Below are 24,838 nucleotides of genomic sequence, written 5' to 3'. Positions count from 1 at the left end.
TGGTGACGAAGTAGGGCGAGAGATAGCCGCGGTCGAACTGCATGCCTTCGACGACTTCCAGCTCGGTCTCGGCGGTCTTGGCTTCCTCAACCGTGATGACGCCTTCATTGCCGACCTTCTGCATCGCTTCGGCGATCATCTTGCCGACCGACTCGTCGCCATTGCCGGCGATCGTGCCGACCTGGGCAACTTCCTCGGAAGTCTTGATCTTCTTGGCAGCGTTGCCGAGAGCCGCGACGACTTCGGTCACGGCCAGGTCGATGCCGCGCTTCAGGTCCATCGGGTTCATGCCGGCGGCAACCGCCTTGTTACCTTCCTGGACGATCGACTGCGCCAGGACGGTCGCGGTCGTGGTGCCATCACCGGCGATGTCGTTGGTCTTCGAAGCAACTTCGCGGATCATCTGCGCGCCCATGTTTTCGAACTTGTCGGAAAGTTCGATTTCCTTGGCGACGGTGACGCCGTCCTTGGTGATGCGCGGAGCGCCGAACGACTTGTCGATGACGACGTTGCGGCCCTTGGGACCGAGGGTCACCTTCACCGCGTCGGCGAGGATGTTGATGCCGTGAAGCATGCGCTCGCGGGCGTCGCGGGAGAATTTTACGTCTTTGGCAGCCATTTTTTAGCTCCTGGCAGGGGCTTGCGATCAAGCCCGAAATTCAGTTGACGGTGAGGCCGATAATCAGCCGATGATGCCCATAATTTCGGATTCCTTCATGATCAGAAGGTCTTCGCCATTGAGCTTGACTTCGGTGCCCGACCACTTGCCGAACAGGATGCGGTCGCCGGCCTTGACGTCCAGCGGGACCAGCTTGCCGGCTTCGTCGCGAGCGCCGGAGCCGACGGCGATGATCTCGCCTTCCTGCGGCTTTTCCTTCGCCGTATCCGGGATGATGATCCCGCCGGCGGTCTTGGATTCGGATTCGACCCGGCGTACGACCACGCGGTCATGCAGCGGCCGGAAATTCGACTTTGCCATTTTTGGATTTCCTTGGTGCGGATGTTGAACGGTGCTCCGTTGCCGGAGCATGCCTAGCACTCAGCCGAAGCGAGTGCTAACGCGGCAATGAGATAAGCCGCAGGCTCCTGCTAGTCAAGACGGAAGAGCAAAGAGCAAAGAGAAAAGAGAAGACAGCAAAGAGCAGCCAGCAAAGAGCGTGTAAGCATCGAGCCTTTTATGTGAACAATGTCGGGTATCCGACATATATGGGGCGGCTCACCCTTTGTAATTGAGCTTTATTCAGATGGTACGATTTGTGCAACGGGTGTTGCATTTGAACTCATCCAGAGGCTCGCACGGGTCGTGCTGCGTCAGCTTGGTCATGTCGAGCTTCAGAAGGCCATTTGGCATTGGTTCTGTTGCTCCTATTGCCATTCATGACCAATCCTGCGCGCGTGAGCCGGCCGGCTAGATTCCAACCACGAGAGCGCCGCCGCTGAGACCCGCACCCGCCGCCGCCAGAAGGATTTTCTCTCCTGGCTGGAATGGCTTCATCTGGTTGGCGAGCGAGAGCGACAGCGGGACCGTCGCGGCCGAAGAGTTGCCGTATTCGGCAATCGTCTTGACAATTGCTTGGTCCGCAATGCCGAGGTTTCTTGCGACCGCGCCGAAAATCCGAGTATTGGCCTGATGCGGCACAAACCGGCCGACATTGTGTGGCCGCACTCCCGCAGCGGCTAGCGCGGTTCTCGAGCAATCGGTCATCATCTCGACGGCCTTTGCGAATATTTCGGGCCCGTCGGTCATCGTCATCCGGGTCTGCCCGAGGTCGAGGTCGCCATGGAACGGCGTGTTGCTTCCTCCTGCGGGAATCTGGATCAGCCCGTAGCGCGAGCCGTCCGAAGCCACCGAGGCACCGAGAATGCCCCGATCAGCATCATCGCACTGACCGATCACCAGGGCGCCGGCGGCATCGGCGAACAAGACTGAGCTCGCGCGCTCGGCTGGATTGATGCGGCGGCTGAGAATGTTGGCGGCGATGACCAGCGCTGGTTTGCCATGCAGGCGGGTGAACCCGTCCGCAAACATGAGCGCATAGATGAAGCCAGCGCAGGCGCCGGTCAGATCGACCGCGCCTGCGCGGCCAAGGCCAAGCTTGTGTGCGACCAGCGGCGCGCTGGGCGGCAGAAGATGGTCGGGTGTCGAGGTGGCAAGCAACAGCAGACCGATGTCGTGGCGCGCAATACCGGCGTTCACCAGCGCCATGTCGCCAGCCCGGGTGGCAAGACCCGACAGCGTGTCTTCGTCCGTTGCCCAGAAGCGCGAACGGATTCCGGTACGCCTTTCGATCCAGCCCGGCTCGAGGCCGAGATTGCTCTCGATCTCGGCATTGGCCACCTTGCGCCCAGGCACGTGATGGCCAAGTCCGAGAATGCGCGACGACTTGCTCATGGCCTGGACCCGAAGCGTTCCCCGGCCTCCTCGATGGCGTCATAGACTCGTTCGAGCTCGTCGTCTGCGATGCAATAGGGTGGCAGAAGGTAGAGGACATTGCCGAGCGGGCGCACAAGCAGGCCGCGCTCGAGGAAGAAAGCGCGCAGCTTCGGACCAATCTCGGCGAGATAACCTGCGGAACCGGTTCGCAGGTCGAGCGCCGCGATCGTTCCCGTGGCTCGACAGCCGGCAAAATATGGATTGTCCCGAAAGCGTTGCAGCCCGACGGCCTGCATCACGCTCAAGGCCGTGATCCGCTCGGCCACTGGTTCGTCGCGCCAGATCTCGACATTGGCGAGTGCTGCCGCACAGGCAATCGGATTGGCGGTGTAGGAGCTCGAATGGAAAAACGTCTTCTTCCGGTCCTCGGAATAGTGCGCCCGGAAGATGGCATCGGTGACAAGCGTTACGGCCAGCGGGATGGTGCCGCCGGTCAAGCCTTTGGAGGTGCACAGGATATCTGGAGAAATCGATGCCTGCTCGCAGGCGAACATGGTTCCGGTGCGTCCCCAGCCGGTCATCACCTCGTCGGCGATCAGCAGCGTGCCGGAGGCCTCAGTGATCTTCTTCAATTCGGCCAGAACCGATGCTGGATACATCAGCATGCCGCCGGCGCCCAGCACCAGCGGCTCGACGATCAAGGCTGCGGCTCGTCGATCGCGGGTCACAGCCTGGAAACGATCCAGCGTCTCCTGCTCGTGCCCCGCGGCCGGAAAGGGGATTATGTCGACCTCGAACAGCAAGGGTTCGTAGGCGGCGTTGAACACGCCACGCGCACCGACGCTCATCGTTCCGATCGTGTCACCATGATAGCTGTGCTCCATGACGACGATGCGCGAGCGCGGCGCGCCGATGTTGCGGAAATAACCGAGCGCCATCTTCAGCGCGACTTCGACTGAGGTCGAGCCACTGTCGGAATAGAACACCCAGTCGAGTCCAGCGGGAGCGAGGCCGACAAGCGCCTTGGCCAAGCGCTCTGCCGGCTCGTGCGTGAAGCCCGCAAAGATAATCTGGTCGAGGCTCGACGCGGTTGTCTCGATTGCCTTCATGATGCGGGGATGGCGGTGGCCATGTGTGACGACCCACCAGGAGGAGATGGCGTCCAGGATGCGGGCGCCGTCGGCCCTGTGGAGATAGGCGCCCTCAGTCAGGACGATTTCTGGGGTCGCAGGCTCGAGCGCGTGCTGGGTGAAGGGATGCCACACATGAGACTGCGACATCAGTCACCTCCAGTAATCGAGGCGAAGGCGAAGCCGGCAACCATTGCGTCCCTCAGTGTTTTGCCCGTCAGCACATCGAGGTGCGGCAGCCTGCCGAGCTGCGGCGCACCGCTGAATTCCACTATGGTCCGTTGCGTATCGGCCATCTCATCGCCGATGAAAGCGATGCCCGCCAACGGGATGGAGCGGGCGCGGAGCGCCTCGACCGATAGCAAGGTGTGGTTGATGGTGCCGAGTGTGGTGCGGGCGCACAGAATAACGGGCAGCCGCCATTCAGCGAAGATGTCGATTAACCTTGTGCGCCGGTTGAGCGGCACCATTAGGCCGCCGGAGCCTTCGATGACGAGCGGCGTCGGTAGGACGGGAAAAGCAAGATCGGCAGCCTTGATCGCCACGCCGTCGATCTCGGCCGAACGATGCGGCGACAGCGGGCTCCGCAAGCGGTAGGCTTCCGGCAGCACGCGCTCTGAGGGCAAGCCGGCAAGCCGCGCGACAACCTCGCTGTCGGTCTCGCCGTCGAGGCCCGATTGCACCGGTTTCCAGTAAAAGCCGTCCAGCAAACCGGCGAGCCCAGCCGCAAACACGGTCTTGCCAACTCCGGTATCCGTTCCGGTGATGACGATGCGTTGGGTCATATCGCCTCCGGTGATGTTTGGGCCAACACCTCGACCAGCGCCTCGACCATGGCGGAAATGTCGGCTTCGCCAATATTGAGCGTCAGTGAGATGCGCAGCCGCGACGTGCCCTCGGGCACGGTCGGAGGACGAATGCCGCGTATGTCGAAGCCGCGGGCCTGCAGGCGCGCCGCCACTGCCATGGTGCGCCTGACATCGCCGATTACTAAGGGCTGGATCTGAGAGCCACTTGGTGTCACACCCCAGCGATTGACCAACCGGCCGGCGCTGGCGACGCGTTCATGCAGCTGAACACGCCGCATAGGCTCGTCGGCGAGCATTGCGAGTGCCTCGCGCGCCACGACCGCCATCAGTGGCGATGGCGCGGTCGCGTAGATGAATGCCCGGCAACGGTTGATCAGATATTCGCACAGTGCCCTCGGCCCGGTCACGAGCCCACCAGATGCGCCGAGCGCCTTGCCGCAGGTGTGGAGCGCTATGATGTTGTCGCGGCCCGCGAAAGCGGCGGCAAGCCCCCGGCCGTCCGATCCCCAGACGCCGGTGGCATGCGCCTCATCAATGACGATGAATGCGCCGTGCCGATCGGCAAGCGCGACCAGGCTCTCCAAAGGCGCGCAGTCGCCATCCATGCTGTAAAGGCTTTCTACCGCGATCCAGACGCATCCCATGCCGCCTGCGACGCGCCACCGTGTAATCGCATCCTCGACAGCGGTGGCGTCGTTGTGCGCGGCCAGCACGAACTGTGCGCGCCCGGCCTGCGCACCCTCATGCATGCTGGCATGGACGAGCTCATCGAGGACCAAAAGATCGCCCTTCTGCGGCAGGGCGCTCAGCAGAGCGAAGTTGGCGATGTAGCCGCTGCCGAAGAACAGCGCGCGGTCGGCTCCAAAGAATGCCGCCGCATCTGCCTCGAGCTGCTCGTGTTCCGGTGCATTGCCGCGCAACAGCCGCGACCCGGTGGCGCCAACCGGCGTGCCCCGCGCAATCGCCGCTACAACCGCATCGCCAAGTCTTCTGGACGCGGCCAGCCCGAGATAGTCGTTCGACGAGAAGTCCAGCCCGGCGCGGGGCGAAAGCGTCCGCAGCCGGTCCTTGCGCGCTAGCCCCTGCAAGGTCGCATCATAACGGGCAAGCGGCGCCCCGTTCATTGCGCCTCGAGTTCCATCGGATCGATGCCAAGGCGCCGGAACAGCAGGGTATCCTTGTCCTCACCGGGATTGTCCGCCGTCAGCAGCGTGTCGCCGACGAAGATTGAGTTGGCGCCGGCAAAAAAGCACAGCGCCTGCATCTCGTCGGTCATCGCGGTGCGGCCGGCGGACAGACGGACATGCGATTTCGGCATCATGATGCGCGCCAGCGCGATCACGCGCACGAATTCGATCGGCTCAATGGGCTTGGCGTCTGCAAGCGGCGTACCGGCGATCGGGATCAGCATGTTGATCGGAACGCTTTGCGGATGTTCCGGGAGATTGGCCAGCGTCACCAGCATGTCGATCCGGTCCACCGGCTCCTCGCCCATGCCGACAATGCCTCCACAGCAGACCTTGATGCCGGATTTGCGAACGTGCTCGAGCGTCTCGAGCCGCTCGGCAAAGCTCCGCGTACCGATGATCTCGCTATAGTAACGTTCTGACGTATCGATGTTGTGGTTGTAGTAGTCGAGACCCGCCTGCTTCAGTCGAGCGGCTTGCTCAAGATCGAGCATGCCGAGTGTCATGCAGGTCTCCAGGCCCAGCGCCTTGACGCCTTCGACCATCGCCACCACCGCATCCATGTCGCGCGCCTTGGGGTTTCGCCAGGCCGCGCCCATGCAATAACGGGTGGCGCCGGCATCACGCGCCTTGGTCGCTTCGGCGATGACGCGCCTGACATCCATCAGCTTGGACGCCTCCAACCCGGTTTCGTGACGCGCCGACTGGCTGCAATAGCCACAATCCTCCGGGCATCCTCCGGTCTTGATGCTGAGCAGCCGGCTGAGCTGGACCTTGTTTGGATCGAAATTCTGGCGGTGCACGGTCTGCGCCAGGAAGAGGAGATTGTTGAAGGGGGCATGGTAAAGTGCCTGAGCCTTTTCCAGGGTCCACGCTCCAGCGTCAGGCGGGTCAGGCGATTGAGCGTGCGGCGATGTCTGCGTTGAACTTGCCGTTTGCATCTCCATGCTGTTCCTCCGGTCTGTCTTGCGGGTCTTGCTATCTGACTATGATGATCGGAAAGGATAGTTGACCCAATCCTGTTCGTTACTCAGACAATCATGAGCCCCGATGGTCGAGGCCGATATCCAGGATCGGCGCGCTGTGGATGAGCCGGCCGACCGAAATCAGATCAACGCCGGTCGCGGCAACCGCTCGCGCTGTATGCGACGTGATCCCGCCAGAAGCCTCGGTGATAGCGCGGCCACCGACCATTGCGACGGCGCGGCGAAGATCGGGGAGGGACATGTTGTCGAGCAGAACCGCATCGGGAGCGAAGCCAAGTACCTCCTCCAACTGGGCCAGAGTATCGACTTCGACTTCGATCTTGACGAGATGACCGGCCGCTCTTCGTGCTCGCTCGAGCGCTGGCCGGACGCCGCCTGCGATGGCGATGTGGTTGTCCTTGATCAAAATTGCATCGTCCAGGCCGAAGCGGTGATTGGACCCGCCACCTGCGCGCACGGCATACTTTTCGACTGCCCGCAATCCGGGCGTTGTCTTGCGGGTGCAGACGATCTTCGCGCCATATCCACGAACCGCAGCGACGATCGATGCCGTTGCTGTGGCGATGCCGCTCAGATGGCACAAAAAATTGAGTGCCGTCCTTTCCGCTGTGAGAATGGCTCGGGCCGGGCCAACCACTGATGCAATGACCTCTCCATCCACGACATTGCAGCCGTCTGCCCGCTCCACGGAGATTTCGACACCAGGATCAATCATGCCGAAAGCGAGCATCGCCAGATCGATGCCGGCGACAACTCCGGACTGTCGCGCCACCAACACGGTTCCCGCTTGGTATTCCTTCGGGACGATGGCGTCCGTGGTCAAGTCGCCGGCTCTGCCAAGGTCTTCAAGAAGAGATGCCCGGACAAGCGGCTCAAGCAGGACCGTGGGGAGCGGTGAGAGCATCATCACTTTGCACCTTCGGAGCTTGGCGAGTGTCCGAGTGCCCGCGCAGCCGCCAAGGCGGCTTCGAGCGTGATTTCGGACCGTCGGGCGGCAGTCGCATGATGAGGAAAATCTGTCCGGTAATGAGCGCCGCGGCTTTCTTCGCGCAACAAGGCGGCAACAGCAATCATTAGCCCGACAGCCGCCGGATCCGAGACCGCATCCTTGCTTTCGGCGAGCGGCAATAAGGCACGCGCGGCTGCTTTCAACCCTTGACCATCCCGGACGATGCCGAGTGCGCGCGACAGAAAAACGCGCACGGCTATCGGAGCGGGCGGTGGGTAAACGTTCGCAAACGCAGGCCTTGTTCTGCGCGCAGGCGTTCCGGCGACGCTTTCAGCGACCCAGCGGGCGCACACGATTGCCTCGGTCAAGGAATTGCTGGCGAGCCTGTTGGCGCCATGCAGTCCTGTCGAAGCGACTTCGCCGCAGGCCCACAGCCCCTTGACGGAGGTCCTGCCCGAGCAGTCCACGGCAACGCCACCCATGTGGTAGTGTTGGGCCGGACGAATAGGGATGAGATCGCGCGCGGGATTGATGCCCGCTCCAAGGCAGGCTGATGCGATTGTCGGGAAATGTCGAGCGAATGCCGGGCCTGGCCGTTGTCGGGCATCGAGAAAAACATGGTGGCCGTCCGCAAGATGGTTCCACACGGCGCGGGCCAAGACATCGCGAGGCGCAAGTTCCGCCCCGGGCACGCTCTGGAGAAAAGCCTGGCCGGTTTCATCGATCAGGGCAGCACCTTCGCCTCGCACAGCCTCGCTGACCAGCGCCATAGGGCGTTCTGGGCCGTCAAGCGCGGTCGGGTGGAACTGAATGAATTCGAGGTCGGCTAGGACAGCTCCAGCGCGGGCCGCAAGCGCAAGGCCTTGTCCGCAACTGCCCCAAGGGTTCGTGGTGTCGAGAAACAGTCCCCCGATGCCACCGGTGGCGAGAACCACCCGCCGTGAGCCGAAGAAGAAAGGTGCGATCGAACAGCTCGCCCAGACGCCTCGGATCGCATTCTCTCGCACTGCGAGCCGGCGCGCTTCCACGCCCTCCACGACAACTATCGACGGAGTGGAACGCACAGCCGCGATCAGCGCACGCATGATCTCACGCCCGGTGCCGTCCCCATGCGCATGAACGATGCGACGTCGGCTGTGTGCGGCCTCCAATCCGAGGCACAGTGATCCTTCCGGCGTGCGGTCAAAGCGAACCCCAAAGCCCGCAAGCCCCTCTATGGCCTTGGGCGCGGCTTGGAGGATGCGGCTCGCCACGTCTCTGTCGCAGAGACCATCCCCGGCGGCAACCGTATCGGCCAGGTGCATTGCCGGATCGTCGTCTTCGCCGAAACTTGCAGCCAGGCCCCCCTGGGCCCAGGTGCTCGAGTTGTCAGCTCCCAGCAGCGACCTTGACAGAAGAAGCACCGGCTCCGGCGACAGTTGAAGCGCGGTCATCAGTCCGGCGATGCCGCCGCCGATGATGATGGGCCGCCCGAAGAAGCTGCGGAGGTCGGCGCTCAAACTGCCAGCATCCGTTCGACCGCTAGCCGCGCGCGCCCGGCGATCCCGGGTTCGACGGTTACGACATGGTGGTTCTGCTCGAGCGCCGTGCGGATGTTGGCAAGCGTGATCCGCTTCATATGCGGGCACAAATTGCAGGGCCGGATGAACTCGACCTCTGGGTGCGCTAACGCGACGTTGTCGCTCATTGAGCATTCCGTCATCAGCACGACACGTGGCGGCCTTTGCCTTTCGACATAGTCGGACATGGCAGCCGTCGAGCCGGAAAAATCTGCTTCAGCCACGACGTCGGGCGGGCATTCGGGATGGGCGAGCACGACCACGCCGGGATGGCTTTCGCGCAACTCGCGGATGTCGGCCGGTGTAAAGCGCTCATGCACCTCGCAACGCCCTTTCCAGGCGATGATCTGCACATCTGTCTGAGCGGCGATATTCTGGGCCAGATATTCGTCCGGCAACATGATCACCCGGAGAACCCCAAGGGATTCGACGACCGCCTTGGCGTTGCCGGATGTACAGCAGATATCCGACTCGGCCTTCACTTCGGCGGACGTATTTACATAAGTGATGATCGGAACGCCGGGATAACGCTGGCGCATCAAGCGCACGTCTTCTGCCGTGATTGAGTCCGCCAACGAGCAACCGGCGCTGAGATCCGGAATGAGCACGGTCTTGCCCGGATTGAGGAGCTTGGCCGTTTCGGCCATGAAATGGACGCCGGCCAGCACGATGACTTGCGCCTCGACCGTCGCAGCCGTGCGGGCTAGTGCCAAGCTGTCGCCGACGATGTCGGCCACGCAGTGGAAGATCTCGGGCGTCTGATAGTTGTGCGCCAGGATGATCGCGTTGCGCTCGCGCTTCAGCGCAAGGATCGCCTCGATATCCTCGGCGAAAGCCGGCCATTCGCTCGGCGGGATCACTCGTCGGACGCGCTCGTAGAGCAACGCGGCCGTAGGCAGCATGGCGCCCATCGACCCCCTCCCGCTTATACTCTAACTGAAAATAACCAGCATATACTTGCTGTGAGTATAAGGGATGTCAACCCCGCGCCAGCGGCAATTTTGTCCCGGCGATGAGCCTATCGTCGAGAACGGCGTGGCGGAAACGGAAAAGCTTCGCTGGCCGGCCGCCGGTCTCAGTGGTGGCCTCTCCGGTCTCCTCGACCAGCTCCTGCTGTTCGATCAGTCGGCGAAAGTTCGGCTTGTGGATGAGCCTGCCGGCGAGCGCCTCCACGGTTCGCTGCAGCTGCAAAAGCGTGAAGACCGGCGGCATCAGCTCAAAGACGACTGGGCGGTATTTGATCTTGGAGCGCAGCCGCGCAATGCCGGTCGCCACGATGCGGCGATGATCGGCGACCATGGACTTGCTGGGCACCAGCGGCGGGGGTCCTGCGTCCCGCCCTCTTACGGCCTCTTGGACCAGGCCTGCTTCGTAGACTAACTCATAGCGTTGAAGCGTGAGTTCCTCGTTCCAAAGGCGGTCGTCGAAGCCAAAGGCTATCGTCGCCCGCTGCCAGCGTTCACGTCGCGTGGCCGAATCGCCAACCCCGTTTGCCCATTCGATCAGGCGCGGCCGCAGAACGTCCAGCACGACCGCAGGCGTGCCGGAGCGGTGGTCCTCCCATGGAAAATATTCATACCAACTCTGCCATCCGCACTTGGGCGAGCCCGCTGCCTGTTCCTTGCGCGTCAATGCGAGATAGCTGATGGAGATGACGCGCTGCTGGCGCTCGGCGCCGATGCGATCCCGATCCGCGAACGTGTAGAGTTGCTCAATGTACCCCAGCCGATGGCCGGTTTGCTGCTCGACCCACCCCCTCAAGCCGGATTGCAGCGATCGGTGCTCAAGCGCAAATGGACCGGAGGGCAAGGTGTCCGCCTGGCCGATGGTGAGGACACAGGGTTGACTGCCGTTTACGGCGACCACAAAGGCGATCAAGTCCACTTTGACGTTGTCGGCCTTGCCGGCGGCTCTGTCTTTCCTGAGTCCTATTGCCTGATCGTCCATTATTTGGCCAACTCGGGGGCACCTTAATCGATTTAGTGTAAGCGTGCCAATTGGCACGTCAACACCCCGCAGCTGCATGGCTATTTTTTTGCTCTTCGCACCTGCACAAAAATGTGCCAAAGGCGACAGCCGCAGCTGGTAACGTAGGGGAAGGAGGGTCCCATGAGCGCTTATGGTGACACCAGGGCGATCACACCGCCGGATATTCGTTCGCGCAAAGGTGGGACGCCGCTCGTCTGCCTTACCGCCTACACCACCCCAGTCGCCCGGCTTGTCGATCCCCATTGTGATGTGGTGCTCGTCGGCGACAGCGTCGGCATGGTTCTCCACGGCCTGCCCTCGACGCTCGGTGTCACGCTGGAGATGATGATCACGCACGGCCAGGCGGTGCGCCGTGGCATCAAGCAGGCGCTGATGGTGGTCGACCTGCCGTTCGGTTCCTACGAGGAAAGCCCAGAGCAGGCTTTCCGCAATGCCGCGCGCGTCATGGCCGAGACCGGCTGCACGGCCGTCAAGCTCGAAGGCGGCGAAGCGATGGCAGAGACGATCGGCTTCCTCGCCGCACGCGGCGTGCCCGTCATGGCCCATGTCGGATTGACGCCGCAGGCCATCAACACCATCGGTGGCTACCGCGTACAGGGCAGGGGCGGGGATGCCGAGCGCATCAGGCGCGATGCAATTGCGGTGAGCGAAGCGGGCGCCTTTGCGGTCGTCCTGGAGAAGGTTCCTGAAGCGCTCGCCCGCCGGATCACCAAGGAGGTGGCGACCCCGACCATTGGCATCGGTGCCTCGGCAGCCTGTGACGGCCAGATTCTCGTCGTCGACGACATGCTGGGCCTCTTCGGCGACTTCCGGCCCAAGTTCGTCAAGCGCTATGCTGAACTCCGGGAGGCGGCTGCGGCTGCGATCGCTTCCTATGCGCGCGAGGTGAAGGAGCGCCAGTTTCCCGCCGCAGAGCACGTGTTTGCCGATGCGCCCAAGCCCGCCGACACGGACGCCACCAAGAGCGGAGAAGCAGCGTGAGCGTGCCGATCGTCAGGAGCGTTGACCAGCTTCGCGAAAGCGTCGCCGCATGGCGCTGCGAAGGTGTGAGGATAGCCCTGGTGCCAACGATGGGCGTCCTGCATGAGGGCCATCTCAGCCTGGTGCGCGCTGCACTCGAGAAGGCAGACCGTGTGATAGTGACGCTCTTCGTCAACCCGAAGCAATTCAACAGCCAGGCCGATCTTGCCGCGTATCCCCGCACCGAGGACGAGGATGCCGCCAAACTGGCACCGGTTGGCGCGCACCTGCTTTATGCGCCAGATGCAGAGGAGATGTATCCGGCGGGCTTCGCCACCACCGTTTCGGTTTGCGGTGTCAGCGAAGGCCTGTGCGGTACATTCCGGCCGGGGCATTTCGACGGCGTGGCGACCGTCGTCGCCAAGCTCTTCCTGCAGACCAGCGCTGACTTCGGCTTCTTTGGCGAAAAGGACTTTCAGCAAATTCACCTGGTCAGGCGCATGGCCCGGGATCTGGATATTCCAATCACCATTGTTGCTTGTCCGACAGTCCGTGAAGCCGACGGTCTTGCGCTATCATCGCGCAATGTGCGGCTCTCGCCAGCGGAACGCGCTGTTGCTCCCAAGCTATCATCGGTCCTGCTCAAGACGGCTGAGCGGCTTGAGCGCGGCTCACCCATCCTGCCAACGCTTGCAGAATCTCGCGCAGCAATTCTGGCTGCAGGCTATCGCGAGGTCGAATACCTGGAACTTCGCGATGAGGCAGATCTGCACCCGATAACAAGCCTCGATCGACCGGCACGGTTGCTTGCCGCCGCCTGGCTCGGCGGCACACGGCTCATAGACAACGTCAGACTATTTCGGATTGGTTCAACAGATTAGCCACGTTCTCGGCACGCGCCGTATTCGTCCGGGATCATCTAAAAAAAGGTCTCTGCCTGGCATTGAGCGTTACGGAGGTTACGCACAGGACACATGCATCGCGTGTTTGAGAACTTCGTCGAGCAACTGTCTGCAAGTGTTGATGCTGCCGATCTCTGTGAGGCAATGGCCTCCGCTGCAGCCGGCTTCGACTTCCCGCTATTCGCCTATTTCACCTACCCGTCAGCCTCCGGCGACGCCCCCCAATTGATTTCAAACTATCCTTCATCCTGGACGTCACGTTATCTGCAACAGCGGTACCACAGTCTCGATCCGGTCATCCTGCGCGGGCTGCAAGGCTGGGATACATTCGATTGGGGTGTGGATCGCGCTCGGCACGGTCTGCCGAATTCGCAGCAACAAATTCTAGAGAGTGCGGCTGAGTTTGGCATCTGCGGCGGCCTGACCATGTCCATGCATGATCATCTCGGCCGGTTTGCTGCCCTGACCTTTGCTTCCGACGAGTCCCGTCCGCCTCTGTTGCGGTCACTGGCACGTTACGAAAAAGCATTGCAGCTGGTGGCCATCAACTTTCATATCCATGTCCGGCGAAGGCTCGCCGATCATCGCGTGGTGGATGGTGTAACGCTCACCCCGCGGGAGTTCGAGTGTCTGAAATGGGCGGCGCGCGGCAAGTCGGCTTGGGATACTAGCCAGCTTCTCGGCGTCTCAAAGCGCACCGTGACCTTTCATCTGGAAAACGCCAAGGCAAAGTTTGGCGTTCGAACGATCAACCAAGCCGTTGCACGAATGGCTGCCTCCGGCCTGACGAGATCCTGATTCTCAGCCACGATACCTGTAAACCTCTACAGGCTGCATCGCTGTCAGCTTTGCCCTTCGATGGCGGGAACACATCCCACATGGAGGCGAACATGATGCAACTGATAGCACCAGACTTTTACAGTGATTTTGCAGGCGAGCTCAAAGAGATGCACGGGCTCAGGTTTCGGGTGTTCAAGGAAAGGCTCGATTGGGAAGTTGATACCGAAGACCAGATGGAATCCGATCCGTTTGATGCTCTCAAGCCTGTCTATCTGCTCCTCAAAGGATCCGACTGGCGAATTCGCGGTTGCGTGCGTCTTTTGCCCAGCACCGGACCCACAATGTTGCGCGACACCTTCCCGGTGCTGCTGGGTGCTGACGTCGTGCCCTCGACCACCGACATATGGGAGAGCAGTCGTTTCGCGCTCGATCTTCCTCCGTCGGCGCCCAAGGCAGCGGGCGGGCTGGCCCAGGCCACCTACGAGCTCTTCGCGGGCATGATCGAGTTCGGCTTGGCCAAGGATCTGACCCGGATCGTAACGGTGACGGACACGCGCATGGAGCGGATCCTCCGCCTTGCTACGTGGCCATTGTCGCGCATCGGAGAACCCAAGTGCGTCGGCAAAACGGAGGCGGTGGCTGGGTTTCTCGAGATTTCCCACGCGAGCCTTTTGCGCATCCGCAGCAGGGGACGTCTGAGCGGACCGGTACTGTGGCAACCGGTTCTAGGCCCGTCAGCATAGCGCCATTGTGGACACCTGTGCCATGAAGGATGCTGGTTTGCCCAAGGAAGCGACGGTCGGCCTTGTATGCTGGCCGGACTGGCGTCGCCAGGACGCTTACCACTACGCCAGACGATTGCCACGCACTGGCTGGGCCTGGGAGTTTCTTCGGCGCAATCCACAATTCCAGCGCGACCACGCCAAAATGGCACCGTCCGCCTGCTTTGTCGGAACCCAGGCCGACATGAAGATAATCGAGTTGACGACAGAATCAGCTTTCCTAAGACAATGGAGCCTCCTTTTTCGCGGACGCGCCACAGTCGGACGCTACATCGGCGAGGGTCTTTTGGGATCCGCGCGATTGCGCCTGTATTCTACGAGCGGCCGCGGAGCCGCTGGGGCTCGACCACGATTTTGAACCGCTTCACCTTTCTTCGCTCTCATGCTGCAAGGACATCCTGCTGACAGCTGCGGGCATGCAGCACGTGCTGCTGAGGGAGAACTGCCGGAGTCTGCAGATCGCCGTTTCCGGTGCGTCCGTCCTCCGCCCGTTGCGGCTATATGTCGACGCGATCCTTCAGCCGCAGCACCTCAAGTTCCATGTCGCTGCCCTTCAGTTCCTGAACGACATCAATGATTGCCGCCGCGTGTCAGCTGCTTGCTTTCCGCCGGAACACCGCGGAGCGCGTCTGCGTATTGTACTGCAGGCTTTGGATGGCTCGCTGGCGGGAGCATCTCATCAGGAGGTCGCCATTGCCTTGTTCGGGAGACGCCGTGTCGAAGAAGATTGGCGTCATCCAGGCGGCCATCTTCGCGATCAGGTACGTCGCGCCATCCAACGCGGCCGCTACCTGATGGGCGGCGGCTACAGACAGTTCCTGAGGTAATTGGAGTGGTTGCGATTGTCTTATACGAACGCGCAACCTCCATTTTCTCACTGCAATGGTGCGTTGCACAAAACGTGGCAAGCGCCTAGTTCTTCCGCGGCGAATCGGGTTTCGGCGAAACACCGGGACCCAACTTCGTCGATAAGTGCATTCATGACCTGAGGACCCCGATGACCGTTATGAACTCCGACAAAGCCGGCGCTGCAAGCCTTGAGACAATCGCGCGAAACGGCAGCATGCTGCGTCGCATAGCCGTACGCATTCCGACCTACCTGTCGGATATTCGCGAGAACCCGGCGTGGCTGCCCATGTTCATGTTGGCGCGCACCATGCCGGCACGGAGAATGCACTGGCGTGGTGCAAAGCCGGTCCGAAGGCCGCAAAGAGCCCAGGACACGATGTTTGCCGGTGTCAATTGCCACGACGTTGTCGACGCGCTGCGGATGGATGGGCTTTTTCCCGGCCTTGTCCTGCCTGCAATGGTGGCTGAAGATGTAGCCGCATTCGCCAGGTGCACACCTTGTTTCGGCAATTTCGATCGCCGACTCGAGTTCATGCCGGCGGAGCATGCGGAGGCTGAGGCGCGATTTGGCCGTCCGTTGCTCAGCGGCCATTATTTCGAGCGCATTCTGGGCTGTAAGTCGGCCGTTGCCATCCAAAACGATCCGCTGCTCATGGATATCGCGGCGCACTATCTCGGCGGCCAGGCGACGCTGATCACGACGCGCGTCTGGTGGAGCTTCCCGACCGGCCAGGCGTCGGACGCGGACAAGAACCTGGCTTCGCTCGGCAAATACCACTTCGACCTGGACGACTGGCGGATGCTGAAGTTCTTTTTCTATCTGGTGCCCGTCGACGAGGGGACCGGCCCGCATATCTATGTTCGCGGCAGCCATGATCGCCGCGCCCTCAAGCACCAATTCACGCTTGTCGTCGGCCATCCAGCGCAAGAGATTCTGGACGTCTACGGCAAGCAGAGTCCGGTCACGCTGACCGGCAAGGCCGGTTTCGGTTTCGTCGAGGATCCGTTCGGGTTCCATATGGGCACCGTGCCGTCGCACAGGCCACGGCTGATGATGGAAGTTGGCTTCGGCGTTTCTCCTCCATCGCGCCGCCGCTTCCATGGCGAGCCTGTGATCCGCTGATTTCGAAAAGTCCCGAAACAGCCTTCCCGTTGTGAGGGAAAGATAAGGCTATGCCGCCAATCGATCTGTTCCGGGCCAAAAGCGGTTGTCTGCACATGCCCTGAACTTGGCTGGTGCAATGAGTCTCGCCATTGCTCCAGCCAGCGCATCAGTGCCTGTTTAATCGAGGTTAGATGGCAGTGCGCCCAAGAGATCCTCCTCGATATCGCCTGCCGCGCGAAGCCTCAGATGCTCTTCGAAAACCTCCTTTACGGACCAAGTCGTCTCGGGTCTCCTTTGAGTGGCCGGAAGGTGGTGCACAGCCGTATCGTGCTTCGGGATCCTGAACGAAGGCGAGGGGCGGTTTGTTCCTCGCGGGGCGCATGCAGCGGTGCCGGCATGACAGCTTCGTCTTGGATCCCGATGCTCGGCAACGTCGGCGGTGAAGGCTCTGTCTAGGCGGCTTACGTGACTCCAATGCAGGAGATCGACCATCTCCTGTCGAGCACATTCGTTGGCGATCACCGTCGCGGCGCTACGGACGCCGCGGCGCCTGCGATCAATGCAGTTTGCCGACTAGCCGAGCGTATTCGGCTTCAGCCCTGCCATATGACCCATCTGCCAGCGCAATTAGACGCGCGCGATCAAGAATGACTACCTCTCCTCGCATTGAGCGTATCAGACCTTGGCCCTCCAAGGTTTGCAGCGCTATGGTGACGCCGGGCCGCCTGACACCGAGCATGACTGATAAGAACTCGTGCGTAATCGCAAAGCTGTTCCCGTCGACGCGATCATCACACATCACCAGCCATCTTGAGAGCCTGTCGACTATGTTCATCCGGGCATTGCTGAGCGCGGTGAAGCTTGCCTGGAGGTGAAAGTAGTGAACGTAGCGGAGCAGAAAGGTTCGCAAGGTTGGGCTTGTCAGAAGCGCCTTGGTGAAGAGGCCCGCGTCGATAACAAAGGCTCGGGCTTCTAATTGGACGTAACAATCGTGCGTTGACCGGTCATCGCCCATGATAAGCGCTGAGCCGGTCATGCCCTCACAACCAATGATTCCGATCTCAGCTTCGATACCAGGCCGCAGCTCGCCCACCACTGACCCGAGACCGCTCTCGAAGAAGTACACGGTGCTGATTGGTGACCCCGCCACTTCGAGATGCGTCTTCAGCCCAAGGGAGACGCTTTCGAAATGAGGTTGCAGCAATGCCAAATCTGCCGAGCACATTCGTAGCAGCAGCGAATTGCGATAGATCGAATTTTGGCCGGTGTCGCGTTGCGCGGCAGTGTGAGTTTGTGAACTGGAGTCTGTCATAGCTCCCTCTCCCTATTGGGGCGGAAGCATGTTGATCGCTCACAGCCGACGGACGCCCTTAGAGTTGCCGTCGATGGCACACTGTATGCCTGCCGACCGCGGATGTCCCATTTTTTAATCAATTACGTTAATCGGCCCGAGCCAAGCTTTGGCGCACCCGCTCTAACGCGGCATTCAGATGCTCCAGAAATTCGTCATCACCTTTCGTTGACAAATTGCGTTGTCGAACGCGAGTTACAATGCGCTCCTGGAGTGAAACCGCTGTCTCATAGTGGTCCACGATCATCTGAAATGAAGCTCTCACTGGGGCGGATTGAAAGGGCTGTGCCATAGCACAACCCTAGCTCCACGAGGATGAGAGTTCCATGCCGGCCGCCGCTTGGGTAACAATCGTACATATACCCAAGACTGACCGCGCTCTTTGGTTATCCTCCCAGAAATCCGGTAGCCTGCGTGGCGCAGCTTCTCTTCGCTCTTCGACCTCCTGACCCGGCCGACCAGTCCCGGCTTCAGCCATTCCGCCTTGTCCTTCTTATGCTCCTTCGGGACCGGGACGCCGACCTCGCCCTGCACACGATCCCACAGCGTTTGCCTTTTGTCGGCCTTGACGGCTAACATCGCCCGCCCTTGTAGGACCGCTTTCAGCCATGATCACCTCGGGGGGCTGAACGAAGCGCGTGGTTGTCGACTCTGTCAGTCGTCGCAGACGCTTACGGAGGCCTCACCGCAGAGGGAGATGCGCACTCCGGCTCGACGACGGCTGTCGAAAATCAGACTGATGTGGATGCACTACCATCGATCTGCACTAAGATTCTCGACCTCGGCAATAAGCTCCTCTGTACAGCAAGCAACCTTCCTGCCTCGCAAAATCAAAGTCAAACCCCGCCGCAGATGCATATGCCTGGCAGCACGCGTCGGTCTTTGGCCGCGCATCTGGCAAACCGAAATCAAGTAGCCCGCCATCGCGCGACCCTCAACGCGATCTTGATCATTGCAGTGGGGCAATAACTTGTCTCTTTGGAGCTTGGTGGTGATATATAGGCGCCCAAGCCAGCGCTAATATTGCATGGAGCTAAAATGCCCGCTAAGATTTCTTGGGTGTTGGCTGGCGGGTGTTTGATGCGGTTTCATCGTCTAGGCGCGGTCGCTCTGGGTCTGGCGTCCTTCATCAGCAGCGCTCATGGCCAAGAATCCTGCGACCCTAACTACACAGGCGCCTGTGTTCCAATCGCCAGCGATGTCGACTGTTCCTCCGGAAAGGGCAATGGTCCCGCATACGTACACGGGCCGGTCTCTGTCGTGGGCACCGATATCTATGATCTTGACCGAGACGGCGACGGAATAGGTTGCGAAAACGGCTAGAGGAGGCAAGTCGCCCTCCAACTTCATGACGGCACCAGCCCATCCGCTGTTTATGGTAACGGTCACCTCCGAGTTGAGGGTGAGCAACGTTCCCAGCCATTTGCATCAAATATCAGGACCTCCTAAATGCGACTTATGGCGACTCTGCGGTACGACGGTCGAACACCTTCCACGTCTCAACCGTCTCCTGCCTTACGTTTTGTCAATTGGTAGCTGATTGTAGAATGTGCCAGTAACTGGGATGCTCATCTCGTTCCACATGCGCGAGCCCTGATGCGCGTCAGTTATTTTTACTCTCCGGTCACGATTGAGACCACTGGCCCGGGCGATGTTCCCCGAGAAGAACAAAGAGGTAGATGGTGCCGGAATGGTCCTACCAATGCTCTCCCCTTGTGAACGGCATCCAAATTTTTCGGCGGGCTTGAACAGCGGCCACCTTTGGCGGCTGTCGAGGGCTGATGATAGATTCCATTCCAGCTCTTTCTAATGTGTCGTCCGAACAGTGAACGAAAGTAGAACATATAGTTCAAGCGCGAATCGACTGTGAGAGGGATGAGCTCCAATTTGGGTCATGCCTGACGCTGGTGGAAGACGAAATTGCGGTGGCGACTGGAAGCTCAGCGATGCACCAAATGAAACTGGGCAGCTGGTGCTGTCCGCTGCGGCGCTATGACGACAGACGATGGTATCTGCCGAATGACCTGGGGAATCTTCGGGGACGTCGAGGCCGACGTGGTCGGAAGCAAACTGAGTTGCAGGCGGTGCGGCAGGAACGACCATATGCAAGCTGAGATGCCTGTCGCCGTCTCCGCGTTCCAGGCCGACGTTCTCTGCATTCCGAGGCCTGGTGAGCGATACGGGTGCGCCTGAGTGTCAATGGCGCATTTAGCAACGGCCTGGTACACGATTCACCGCGGTGCGAGCTGATCGAAACTGGCTTGGTCGATTGCATCGTAATAGCGCCGCCCACGAGGAAAGATTTTTCTATCGTTTGCGGTTGGGGTCGCATGACGCGATTGTCGGACGCAACAAGCCAGCTTGGCAATAGGCAGAGGCTGTCCACACTGTACTCCCTAATGCCAATCCATACCTAACGAGACCGCCATGCCGTCAACTCCAGATTTCACCGACGATTTTCGCTCCGAGCTGATCACGCTGCTGCGCTGGCGCAGGGATGTGCGGCGCTTCGAGCCGACGGCTCTGCCAGAGGGTACGCTGGAACGCCTGCTCGAGCTCGCCAGCATTGCGCCCTCCGTTGGCCTCAGCCAGCCCTGGCGCTTCGTAGTAGTCGAGAGCCTCAAGCGGCGCACTGCCGTGAGAGACTGCTTCGAGCGCTGCAATGCCGAGGCGCTCACGCGCTTTTCGGGAGAGCGCGCCGCACTCTATGCCCGGCTGAAGCTTGCCGGGCTCGACGAGGCGCCCTGTCAATTCGCGGTCTTCGCCGACCGCACGACCCGACAAGGCCATGGGCTCGGTCGCATGACCATGGCGGCGACCATCGACTATTCGGCCGTCATGGCAGTGCACACACTGTGGGTGGCGGCGCGGGCGGAGGGCATCGGCATGGGCTGGGTGTCGATCCTCGATGCGACCGAGATGGCCGAAATTCTCGACACGCCGCCCGAATGGACGCTGATCGGCTATTTCTGCCTCGGCTATGCCAGCGAGGAGCACGACATGCCGACCTTGGAACGCGAATGCTGGGAACATCGGCGGCCGCCGGTGGTGATCAGGCGATAGTGGGGCTGCTCATCATTCGCCTCTTCCCTGGCGATGAGCTTGACGCAGATCGGGTCGCCCTTCGCCACATTGCCATTCCGACCGAAGCCGAGGTTCGTGTTCTTGCAAAGGCCAGGAAAGAGCAGCATGACAAGCGCGACCGCAGCGAAGATGGCGCTTGCGACAACCGGGCTGAAGCCGGGCATGGAGGTGGTCGACCTCTGTTGCGGGGCGGCTGTGCCGATCGCCACGATCACCCGCCATGTCGTCGCACTACGCCGGCCAGCTGGAGGCCGCGCAGCGCCGGCTGACCGGCGCCGGCGCGACCAATTGCGAATTCGTCGCCGGCTACGCGCTACGAACTCGCTACTCTGGTGTCACGCCCCGTGAGTCTTCACGGCCAACGCCTTCGACGGCGTCCCGGACCGACCGCGGCTGGCACGTGCCGTGCGCGAGGCGCTCGCCCCCGGCGGACATTTGTTATCGTCAACTGACACCGGCAGCCGCGCGAGACGACGACGGTCCTGAAGCGAACTCAGGCTGTCGCCAAGACAGACCATCGCCGATGCCCAAGTCGGCGGCACCATGCTCCTAGATGCCGACTGCCTGACAAGGGGCCGCAGGCCCGTCGTCCGTCCACTGTCCAAGGCCTCCTGGCCTTTCCGAGGCCGTGATCCTGCCGCGGGTGTGAGTTTGCAATCCTCATAAGAGCGTCAGGCGCGAATAGAAGTTTGGGTCGTGGCTCCACAGCCGCCGACCTATCCATCGGGTGGATGGTAGTTATCACAACAATCAATTTTACCAATATTATGGAATTCTACTACAAGGCCGCCACTTAAAGCGGCCGGACGGGTATCCGTCTCGCGTGGGCTGGTGCTGCCCGCAAAGATGCGGAGACGAACATGTGCGGGATTGTTGGCATCGTTGGGCAACAGCCGGTGTCGGATCGGTTGATCGGCGCGTTGAAGGGTTTGGAATATCGCGGCTATGATTCCGCCGGCGTTGCGACGATCATCGAGGGTGCCTTGCACCGCCGGCGCGCCGAGGGCAAGCTCGTCAATCTCCAGACGCGACTGAAGGAAGAGCCGCTGAGCGGCAACGTCGGCATCGGCCACACGCGTTGGGCAACCCACGGGGCCTCGACCGAACGCAATGCGCACCCGCACTTTAGCGACGGTGTCGCCGTAGTCCATAACGGCATCATCGAGAATTTCACCGAGCTGAAGGACGAATTGGCGGCGGATGGCGCCGAGTTCCAGACCGACACCGACACCGAGGTCGTTGGGCATCTCTTGGCAAGATACCGCCGAGAGGGCATGAGGCCGCAAGAGGCCACGCGTGCCATGCTGAAACGCGTCAAGGGCGCTTATGCGCTTGCCATCCTCTTCGAAGATGAACCGTCGACCATCACGGCGGCGCGCAACGGACCACCGCTCGCGATCGGTCACGGCGACGGCGAGATGTTCCTGGGCTCCGACGCGATCGCCCTTGCTCCCTTCACCAATGAAATTACCTATCTCATCGACGGCGACTGGGCCGTGGTCGGCAATTCGGGCGCCCATATCTTCGATGTCGACGGCCGTCCCGTCGAGCGTCCGCGCCATATCTCCACGGCCGCGGCCGATCTCGCCAACAAGGGCAACCATCGCCACTTCATGGAGAAGGAGATTTACGAGCAGCCCGAGGTCATCGCCCATGCTCTCCGTCATTACATTAACATCATAGACAGTCGCGACATGGTTCCTGGCATTGATTTCGCCAAGGTCCCGAGCTTGGCGATCTCTGCCTGCGGGACCGCCTATTTCGCCGGACTGATCGGAAAATACTGGTTCGAGCGCTATGCGCGCCTGACGGTTGAAATCGACGTTGCGTCCGAATTCCGTTACCGCGAGATCCCGTTGCCGCCGCAGTCGGCAGCTCTTTTCATCTCGCAGTCCGGCGAAACCGCCGATACGCTTGCGTCATTGAGGTACTGCAAGGAGCGTGGGCTGAAAATTGGCGCTATCGTCAATGCCTGCGAATCGACCATCGCTCGGGAGGCCGATACGGTTTTCCCGATCCTTGCCGGACCGGAGATCGGCGTCGCCTCTACCAAGGCTTTTACCTGCCAGCTTGCCGTTCTAGCAGCACTCGCCATCGGCGCGGCCAGAGCCCGCGGGACCGTCCCCGAAGACGAGCTGCAGGGGCTCGTCAGGAGCCTCGCCGAATTGCCGCGCGTGATGGGCCACGTACTCGAGAGCATCCAGCCGGAAATCGAGTTCTTGTCGCGCGAACTGTCAAAGTGTCGTGACGTCCTGTATCTCGGCCGTGGCACCAGTTTCCCGCTAGCGATGGAAGGTGCGCTGAAGCTCAAGGAGATTTCCTACATCCATGCCGAGGGCTATGCAGCGGGTGAATTGAAGCACGGGCCGATCGCATTGATAGACGAGAACATGCCAGTGATCGTCATCGCGCCCCATGACCGTCTTTTCGACAAGACCGTTTCCAACATGCAGGAAGTGGCTGCCCGTGGAGGGCGGATTATCCTCATCACCGATGAAAAAGGGGCAGCCGTATCGAAACTCGAAACCATGCACACGCTCGTGCTGCCGGTTGTCGACGAGATTATCGCGCCAATGATCTTCTCGCTCCCGATACAGCTTCTAGCCTACCACACGGCGCTCTTCATGGGGACGGATGTAGACCAGCCGCGCAATCTCGCAAAATCGGTCACGGTCGAATGATTGTGAACCTGTACAGGTGGCGATGCGCCTCCAGGAAAGCGGTACCCCTTGTCTGGATCCGAAGCCCGGATCAAACCAGATGACCATTGTTTGCTGCAATTGCGAAACTCGGTAGCGGTTACGAGCGGGTCTTTCGCTGCCTCGCCGGTGGAGATTGCCGAAGCTGGCAGTGTCCGTGCCGAAAGTTCGAGTTGCTGTTCAAGAAAGCCATCGGCGAGAATGGTCCACGAAGGATCGCAGGTCGCATGCGCTACGCCGACCAGGCTCTCAGCACGGGTAGCCTTGATACTTGATCAGAAGCAGGTGAGCCGCCATATTCCGGCCCGGCGAGTTCAGCGGCCCATCATGAGGCCGGTTCGGCCGAATGGACGACCATTTTTTTTATTTGCTAGGTGTGCGCCGCGGGGAGGAATCTCCGAGGGAGCTCCCAGTTCTTGGAGATGTTTATGAAGGATTCGCGCATTCCCGAACCAGTCTTGACGGCTATGTCCCAGGGAACCCACATCGTCCGCGCTTATCGCGAGCACCTTGGATATTCGATCGACGACCTGGCGGTCGCGTGCGGGCTGGCCGCTGAGGAAATCCAAAACATCGAGCGAGGTCTGAGGTACAGCAAGGGCTATCGGGATCGGATAGCGAAATCGCTTTCCATACCTGTGGGAATTCTTGAGTCGGAGTTGGACATTTCGGACGCCGCCTGATCAGTCGGATGATCTGCAATGGGTGGACTAGCTGTTGTGATGTGAAGCTTGCGGCTGATGTCGACCCTTGATTCGATTGGATGCGAATGCCTTCTGGCGCAGCTCGCCGAACAACAAAGCGATATAGCCGCCCGGAGTGCTACGAAACGTGCACGACGGCATCGGCTCGCGACGAAGGATTGTAACGGCGAACTCTTCCTAGTTCGGCAAGGCGATGCTGGCTTGAGCATCAACTCGGCCTACGGGCTGAATCGTCCAACATGGCGAGTCGCGCCGCTCTGAAATTAACATGGCGGGCATCCTGACGTTTCCGGGTTGACTATGGGCGTTCGAACCACGAAAAGGGGCCGCTCTTCGTGAGTGGCGTGCGCCGGCAGTCTGACCCCCAAGCCCCCCGCCCAGGCTGCCGGCGCGCTTCTTCTGGTGGTTACGCGCGTCCATTTGCGATCTCGTTCAGTGAGTGCACCGCAAGCACCCTCTCTGCTAGCCTGAAAAATTCATGGGGGTTGGTGGATGTGGCGCAAGCCTTGAAATGACGTAGGATTTGGTTGCATAAGCCGATCCGAAATTTCCCGGAGACCACACCCACCATGAACGATCTTGCGCTGCCGCTGAGCGGTTTGTCATCAGTCGGCGGCAAGTCCGTCGTCGCCCGTTTCG

At 60.9% G+C, this 24,838-nt stretch carries 23 protein-coding genes; 11 read left to right on the top strand and 12 right to left on the bottom strand.

Annotation, left to right across the window (positions count from 1 at the left end):
- From NKI88_RS30010 to NKI88_RS29960, 11 genes are all read right to left on the bottom strand, one after another.
- The coding region (locus tag NKI88_RS30010) for a TCP-1/cpn60 chaperonin family protein (protein WP_352659014.1) at window positions 1-619 on the bottom strand (619 nt) is incomplete at its 3' end.
- Window positions 620-682: 63 nt separating this feature from the next.
- Window positions 683-979, bottom strand: a complete 297-nt coding sequence (groES, locus tag NKI88_RS30005) for a co-chaperone GroES (RefSeq protein WP_352659012.1) — start codon at window positions 977-979, stop codon at window positions 683-685.
- A 429-nt stretch (window positions 980-1,408) separates the two neighbouring features.
- The gene (bioZ, locus tag NKI88_RS30000; protein ID WP_352659010.1) at window positions 1,409-2,392 is read right to left on the bottom strand and encodes a 3-oxopimeloyl-[acyl-carrier-protein] synthase BioZ; all 984 of its coding nucleotides are present in this window, start codon (window positions 2,390-2,392) and stop codon (window positions 1,409-1,411) included.
- Window positions 2,389-3,654 carry an adenosylmethionine--8-amino-7-oxononanoate transaminase gene (locus NKI88_RS29995; protein WP_352461164.1) on the bottom strand — a complete coding sequence of 422 codons (1,266 nt, stop codon included), beginning with the start codon at window positions 3,652-3,654 and terminating at the stop codon, window positions 2,389-2,391. Before NKI88_RS29995 ends, bioZ begins: the two co-directional genes overlap by 4 nt.
- Window positions 3,654-4,289: a dethiobiotin synthase gene (gene bioD / locus NKI88_RS29990; protein WP_023673640.1), complete on the bottom strand. Its 636-nt coding sequence runs from the start codon at window positions 4,287-4,289 to the stop codon at window positions 3,654-3,656. The genes NKI88_RS29995 and bioD overlap by 1 nt, the downstream gene beginning before the upstream one ends.
- On the bottom strand, window positions 4,286-5,437 hold the full coding sequence (locus tag NKI88_RS29985; protein WP_352659008.1) for an 8-amino-7-oxononanoate synthase: 1,152 nt from the start codon (window positions 5,435-5,437) through the stop codon (window positions 4,286-4,288). The genes bioD and NKI88_RS29985 overlap by 4 nt, the downstream gene beginning before the upstream one ends.
- Window positions 5,434-6,447, bottom strand: a complete 1,014-nt coding sequence (bioB, locus tag NKI88_RS29980) for a biotin synthase BioB (RefSeq protein ID WP_031198738.1) — start codon at window positions 6,445-6,447, stop codon at window positions 5,434-5,436. The genes NKI88_RS29985 and bioB overlap by 4 nt, the downstream gene beginning before the upstream one ends.
- A 91-nt stretch (window positions 6,448-6,538) precedes the next feature.
- Window positions 6,539-7,393 (bottom strand): carboxylating nicotinate-nucleotide diphosphorylase, encoded by an 855-nt coding sequence (gene nadC / locus NKI88_RS29975; RefSeq protein ID WP_023807057.1) that lies wholly within the window; start codon window positions 7,391-7,393, stop codon window positions 6,539-6,541.
- Window positions 7,393-8,934 carry an L-aspartate oxidase gene (locus NKI88_RS29970; RefSeq protein WP_352659006.1) on the bottom strand — a complete coding sequence of 514 codons (1,542 nt, stop codon included), beginning with the start codon at window positions 8,932-8,934 and terminating at the stop codon, window positions 7,393-7,395. The genes nadC and NKI88_RS29970 overlap by 1 nt, the downstream gene beginning before the upstream one ends.
- Window positions 8,931-9,905, bottom strand: a complete 975-nt coding sequence (gene nadA, locus NKI88_RS29965) for a quinolinate synthase NadA (protein ID WP_023689934.1) — start codon at window positions 9,903-9,905, stop codon at window positions 8,931-8,933. The genes NKI88_RS29970 and nadA overlap by 4 nt, the downstream gene beginning before the upstream one ends.
- A gap of 67 nt (window positions 9,906-9,972) precedes the next feature.
- A complete protein-coding gene (locus NKI88_RS29960; RefSeq protein WP_023673634.1) occupies window positions 9,973-10,941 on the bottom strand; it encodes an NUDIX hydrolase in 969 nt (322 codons plus the stop codon).
- A 162-nt stretch (window positions 10,942-11,103) separates the two neighbouring features.
- Between NKI88_RS29960 and panB the strand changes: the two genes are divergently transcribed.
- From panB to NKI88_RS29925, 7 genes are all read left to right on the top strand, one after another.
- Complete coding sequence (panB, locus tag NKI88_RS29955; RefSeq protein ID WP_023835502.1) at window positions 11,104-11,964, top strand: 3-methyl-2-oxobutanoate hydroxymethyltransferase; 861 nt, start codon at window positions 11,104-11,106, stop codon at window positions 11,962-11,964.
- Window positions 11,961-12,824 (top strand): pantoate--beta-alanine ligase, encoded by an 864-nt coding sequence (panC, locus tag NKI88_RS29950; RefSeq protein ID WP_023740408.1) that lies wholly within the window; start codon window positions 11,961-11,963, stop codon window positions 12,822-12,824. The genes panB and panC overlap by 4 nt, the downstream gene beginning before the upstream one ends.
- 93 nt (window positions 12,825-12,917) lie before the next feature.
- On the top strand, window positions 12,918-13,643 hold the full coding sequence (locus tag NKI88_RS29945) for a LuxR family transcriptional regulator (protein ID WP_023673631.1): 726 nt from the start codon (window positions 12,918-12,920) through the stop codon (window positions 13,641-13,643).
- A gap of 92 nt (window positions 13,644-13,735) precedes the next feature.
- Entirely contained in the window at window positions 13,736-14,368 is a 633-nt protein-coding gene (locus NKI88_RS29940) for an acyl-homoserine-lactone synthase (protein WP_023707030.1), read from the top strand.
- Between the two features lie 22 nt (window positions 14,369-14,390).
- Complete coding sequence (locus NKI88_RS29935; protein ID WP_352461172.1) at window positions 14,391-14,765, top strand: transcriptional regulator domain-containing protein; 375 nt, start codon at window positions 14,391-14,393, stop codon at window positions 14,763-14,765.
- Between the two features lie 58 nt (window positions 14,766-14,823).
- Window positions 14,824-15,234, top strand: a complete 411-nt coding sequence (locus tag NKI88_RS29930) for a DUF2285 domain-containing protein (RefSeq protein WP_023673629.1) — start codon at window positions 14,824-14,826, stop codon at window positions 15,232-15,234.
- A 170-nt stretch (window positions 15,235-15,404) separates the two neighbouring features.
- Window positions 15,405-16,379, top strand: a complete 975-nt coding sequence (locus NKI88_RS29925) for a hypothetical protein (protein ID WP_023708080.1) — start codon at window positions 15,405-15,407, stop codon at window positions 16,377-16,379.
- Between the two features lie 538 nt (window positions 16,380-16,917).
- Here NKI88_RS29925 and NKI88_RS29920 read toward each other — a convergent pair.
- Window positions 16,918-17,673 carry a Crp/Fnr family transcriptional regulator gene (locus NKI88_RS29920; RefSeq protein WP_023731597.1) on the bottom strand — a complete coding sequence of 252 codons (756 nt, stop codon included), beginning with the start codon at window positions 17,671-17,673 and terminating at the stop codon, window positions 16,918-16,920.
- Window positions 17,674-20,139: 2,466 nt separating this feature from the next.
- Here NKI88_RS29920 and bluB point away from each other — a divergent pair.
- From bluB to NKI88_RS29900, 4 genes are all read left to right on the top strand, one after another.
- Window positions 20,140-20,775 (top strand): 5,6-dimethylbenzimidazole synthase, encoded by a 636-nt coding sequence (bluB, locus tag NKI88_RS29915; protein ID WP_352512939.1) that lies wholly within the window; start codon window positions 20,140-20,142, stop codon window positions 20,773-20,775.
- A gap of 126 nt (window positions 20,776-20,901) precedes the next feature.
- A complete protein-coding gene (locus NKI88_RS29910; protein ID WP_198025552.1) occupies window positions 20,902-21,144 on the top strand; it encodes a hypothetical protein in 243 nt (80 codons plus the stop codon).
- A gap of 512 nt (window positions 21,145-21,656) precedes the next feature.
- The gene (glmS, locus tag NKI88_RS29905; protein ID WP_352659001.1) at window positions 21,657-23,477 is read left to right on the top strand and encodes a glutamine--fructose-6-phosphate transaminase (isomerizing); all 1,821 of its coding nucleotides are present in this window, start codon (window positions 21,657-21,659) and stop codon (window positions 23,475-23,477) included.
- A 446-nt stretch (window positions 23,478-23,923) separates the two neighbouring features.
- A complete protein-coding gene (locus tag NKI88_RS29900; protein ID WP_031197535.1) occupies window positions 23,924-24,178 on the top strand; it encodes a helix-turn-helix domain-containing protein in 255 nt (84 codons plus the stop codon).
- The last annotated feature ends 660 nt before the right edge of the window (window positions 24,179-24,838 follow it).

Origin of the sequence: Mesorhizobium sp. M0317 (assembly GCF_040321555.1) — a bacterium.
GTDB lineage: Bacteria > Pseudomonadota > Alphaproteobacteria > Rhizobiales > Rhizobiaceae > Mesorhizobium.
The sequence above is the reverse complement of the archived record's forward strand: the minus strand, read 5'-3'. Positions and strand labels throughout refer to the sequence as shown.

Coding starts and splice junctions, on each gene's coding strand:
- groES (WP_352659012.1), bottom strand. CDS start 979: ATGGCAAAGTCGAATTTCCGGCCGCTGCATGACCGCGTGGTCGTACGC.
- bioZ (WP_352659010.1), bottom strand. CDS start 2,392: ATGAGCAAGTCGTCGCGCATTCTCGGACTTGGCCATCACGTGCCTGGG.
- NKI88_RS29995 (WP_352461164.1), bottom strand. CDS start 3,654: ATGTCGCAGTCTCATGTGTGGCATCCCTTCACCCAGCACGCGCTCGAG.
- bioD (WP_023673640.1), bottom strand. CDS start 4,289: ATGACCCAACGCATCGTCATCACCGGAACGGATACCGGAGTTGGCAAG.
- NKI88_RS29985 (WP_352659008.1), bottom strand. CDS start 5,437: ATGAACGGGGCGCCGCTTGCCCGTTATGATGCGACCTTGCAGGGGCTA.
- bioB (WP_031198738.1), bottom strand. CDS start 6,447: ATGGAGATGCAAACGGCAAGTTCAACGCAGACATCGCCGCACGCTCAA.
- nadC (WP_023807057.1), bottom strand. CDS start 7,393: ATGATGCTCTCACCGCTCCCCACGGTCCTGCTTGAGCCGCTTGTCCGG.
- nadA (WP_023689934.1), bottom strand. CDS start 9,905: ATGGGCGCCATGCTGCCTACGGCCGCGTTGCTCTACGAGCGCGTCCGA.
- NKI88_RS29960 (WP_023673634.1), bottom strand. CDS start 10,941: ATGGACGATCAGGCAATAGGACTCAGGAAAGACAGAGCCGCCGGCAAG.
- panB (WP_023835502.1), top strand. CDS start 11,104: ATGAGCGCTTATGGTGACACCAGGGCGATCACACCGCCGGATATTCGT.
- NKI88_RS29945 (WP_023673631.1), top strand. CDS start 12,918: ATGCATCGCGTGTTTGAGAACTTCGTCGAGCAACTGTCTGCAAGTGTT.
- NKI88_RS29940 (WP_023707030.1), top strand. CDS start 13,736: ATGATGCAACTGATAGCACCAGACTTTTACAGTGATTTTGCAGGCGAG.
- NKI88_RS29935 (WP_352461172.1), top strand. CDS start 14,391: ATGAAGGATGCTGGTTTGCCCAAGGAAGCGACGGTCGGCCTTGTATGC.
- NKI88_RS29930 (WP_023673629.1), top strand. CDS start 14,824: ATGCAGCACGTGCTGCTGAGGGAGAACTGCCGGAGTCTGCAGATCGCC.
- NKI88_RS29925 (WP_023708080.1), top strand. CDS start 15,405: ATGACCGTTATGAACTCCGACAAAGCCGGCGCTGCAAGCCTTGAGACA.
- NKI88_RS29920 (WP_023731597.1), bottom strand. CDS start 17,673: ATGACAGACTCCAGTTCACAAACTCACACTGCCGCGCAACGCGACACC.
- bluB (WP_352512939.1), top strand. CDS start 20,140: ATGCCGTCAACTCCAGATTTCACCGACGATTTTCGCTCCGAGCTGATC.
- NKI88_RS29910 (WP_198025552.1), top strand. CDS start 20,902: ATGACAAGCGCGACCGCAGCGAAGATGGCGCTTGCGACAACCGGGCTG.
- glmS (WP_352659001.1), top strand. CDS start 21,657: ATGTGCGGGATTGTTGGCATCGTTGGGCAACAGCCGGTGTCGGATCGG.
- NKI88_RS29900 (WP_031197535.1), top strand. CDS start 23,924: ATGAAGGATTCGCGCATTCCCGAACCAGTCTTGACGGCTATGTCCCAG.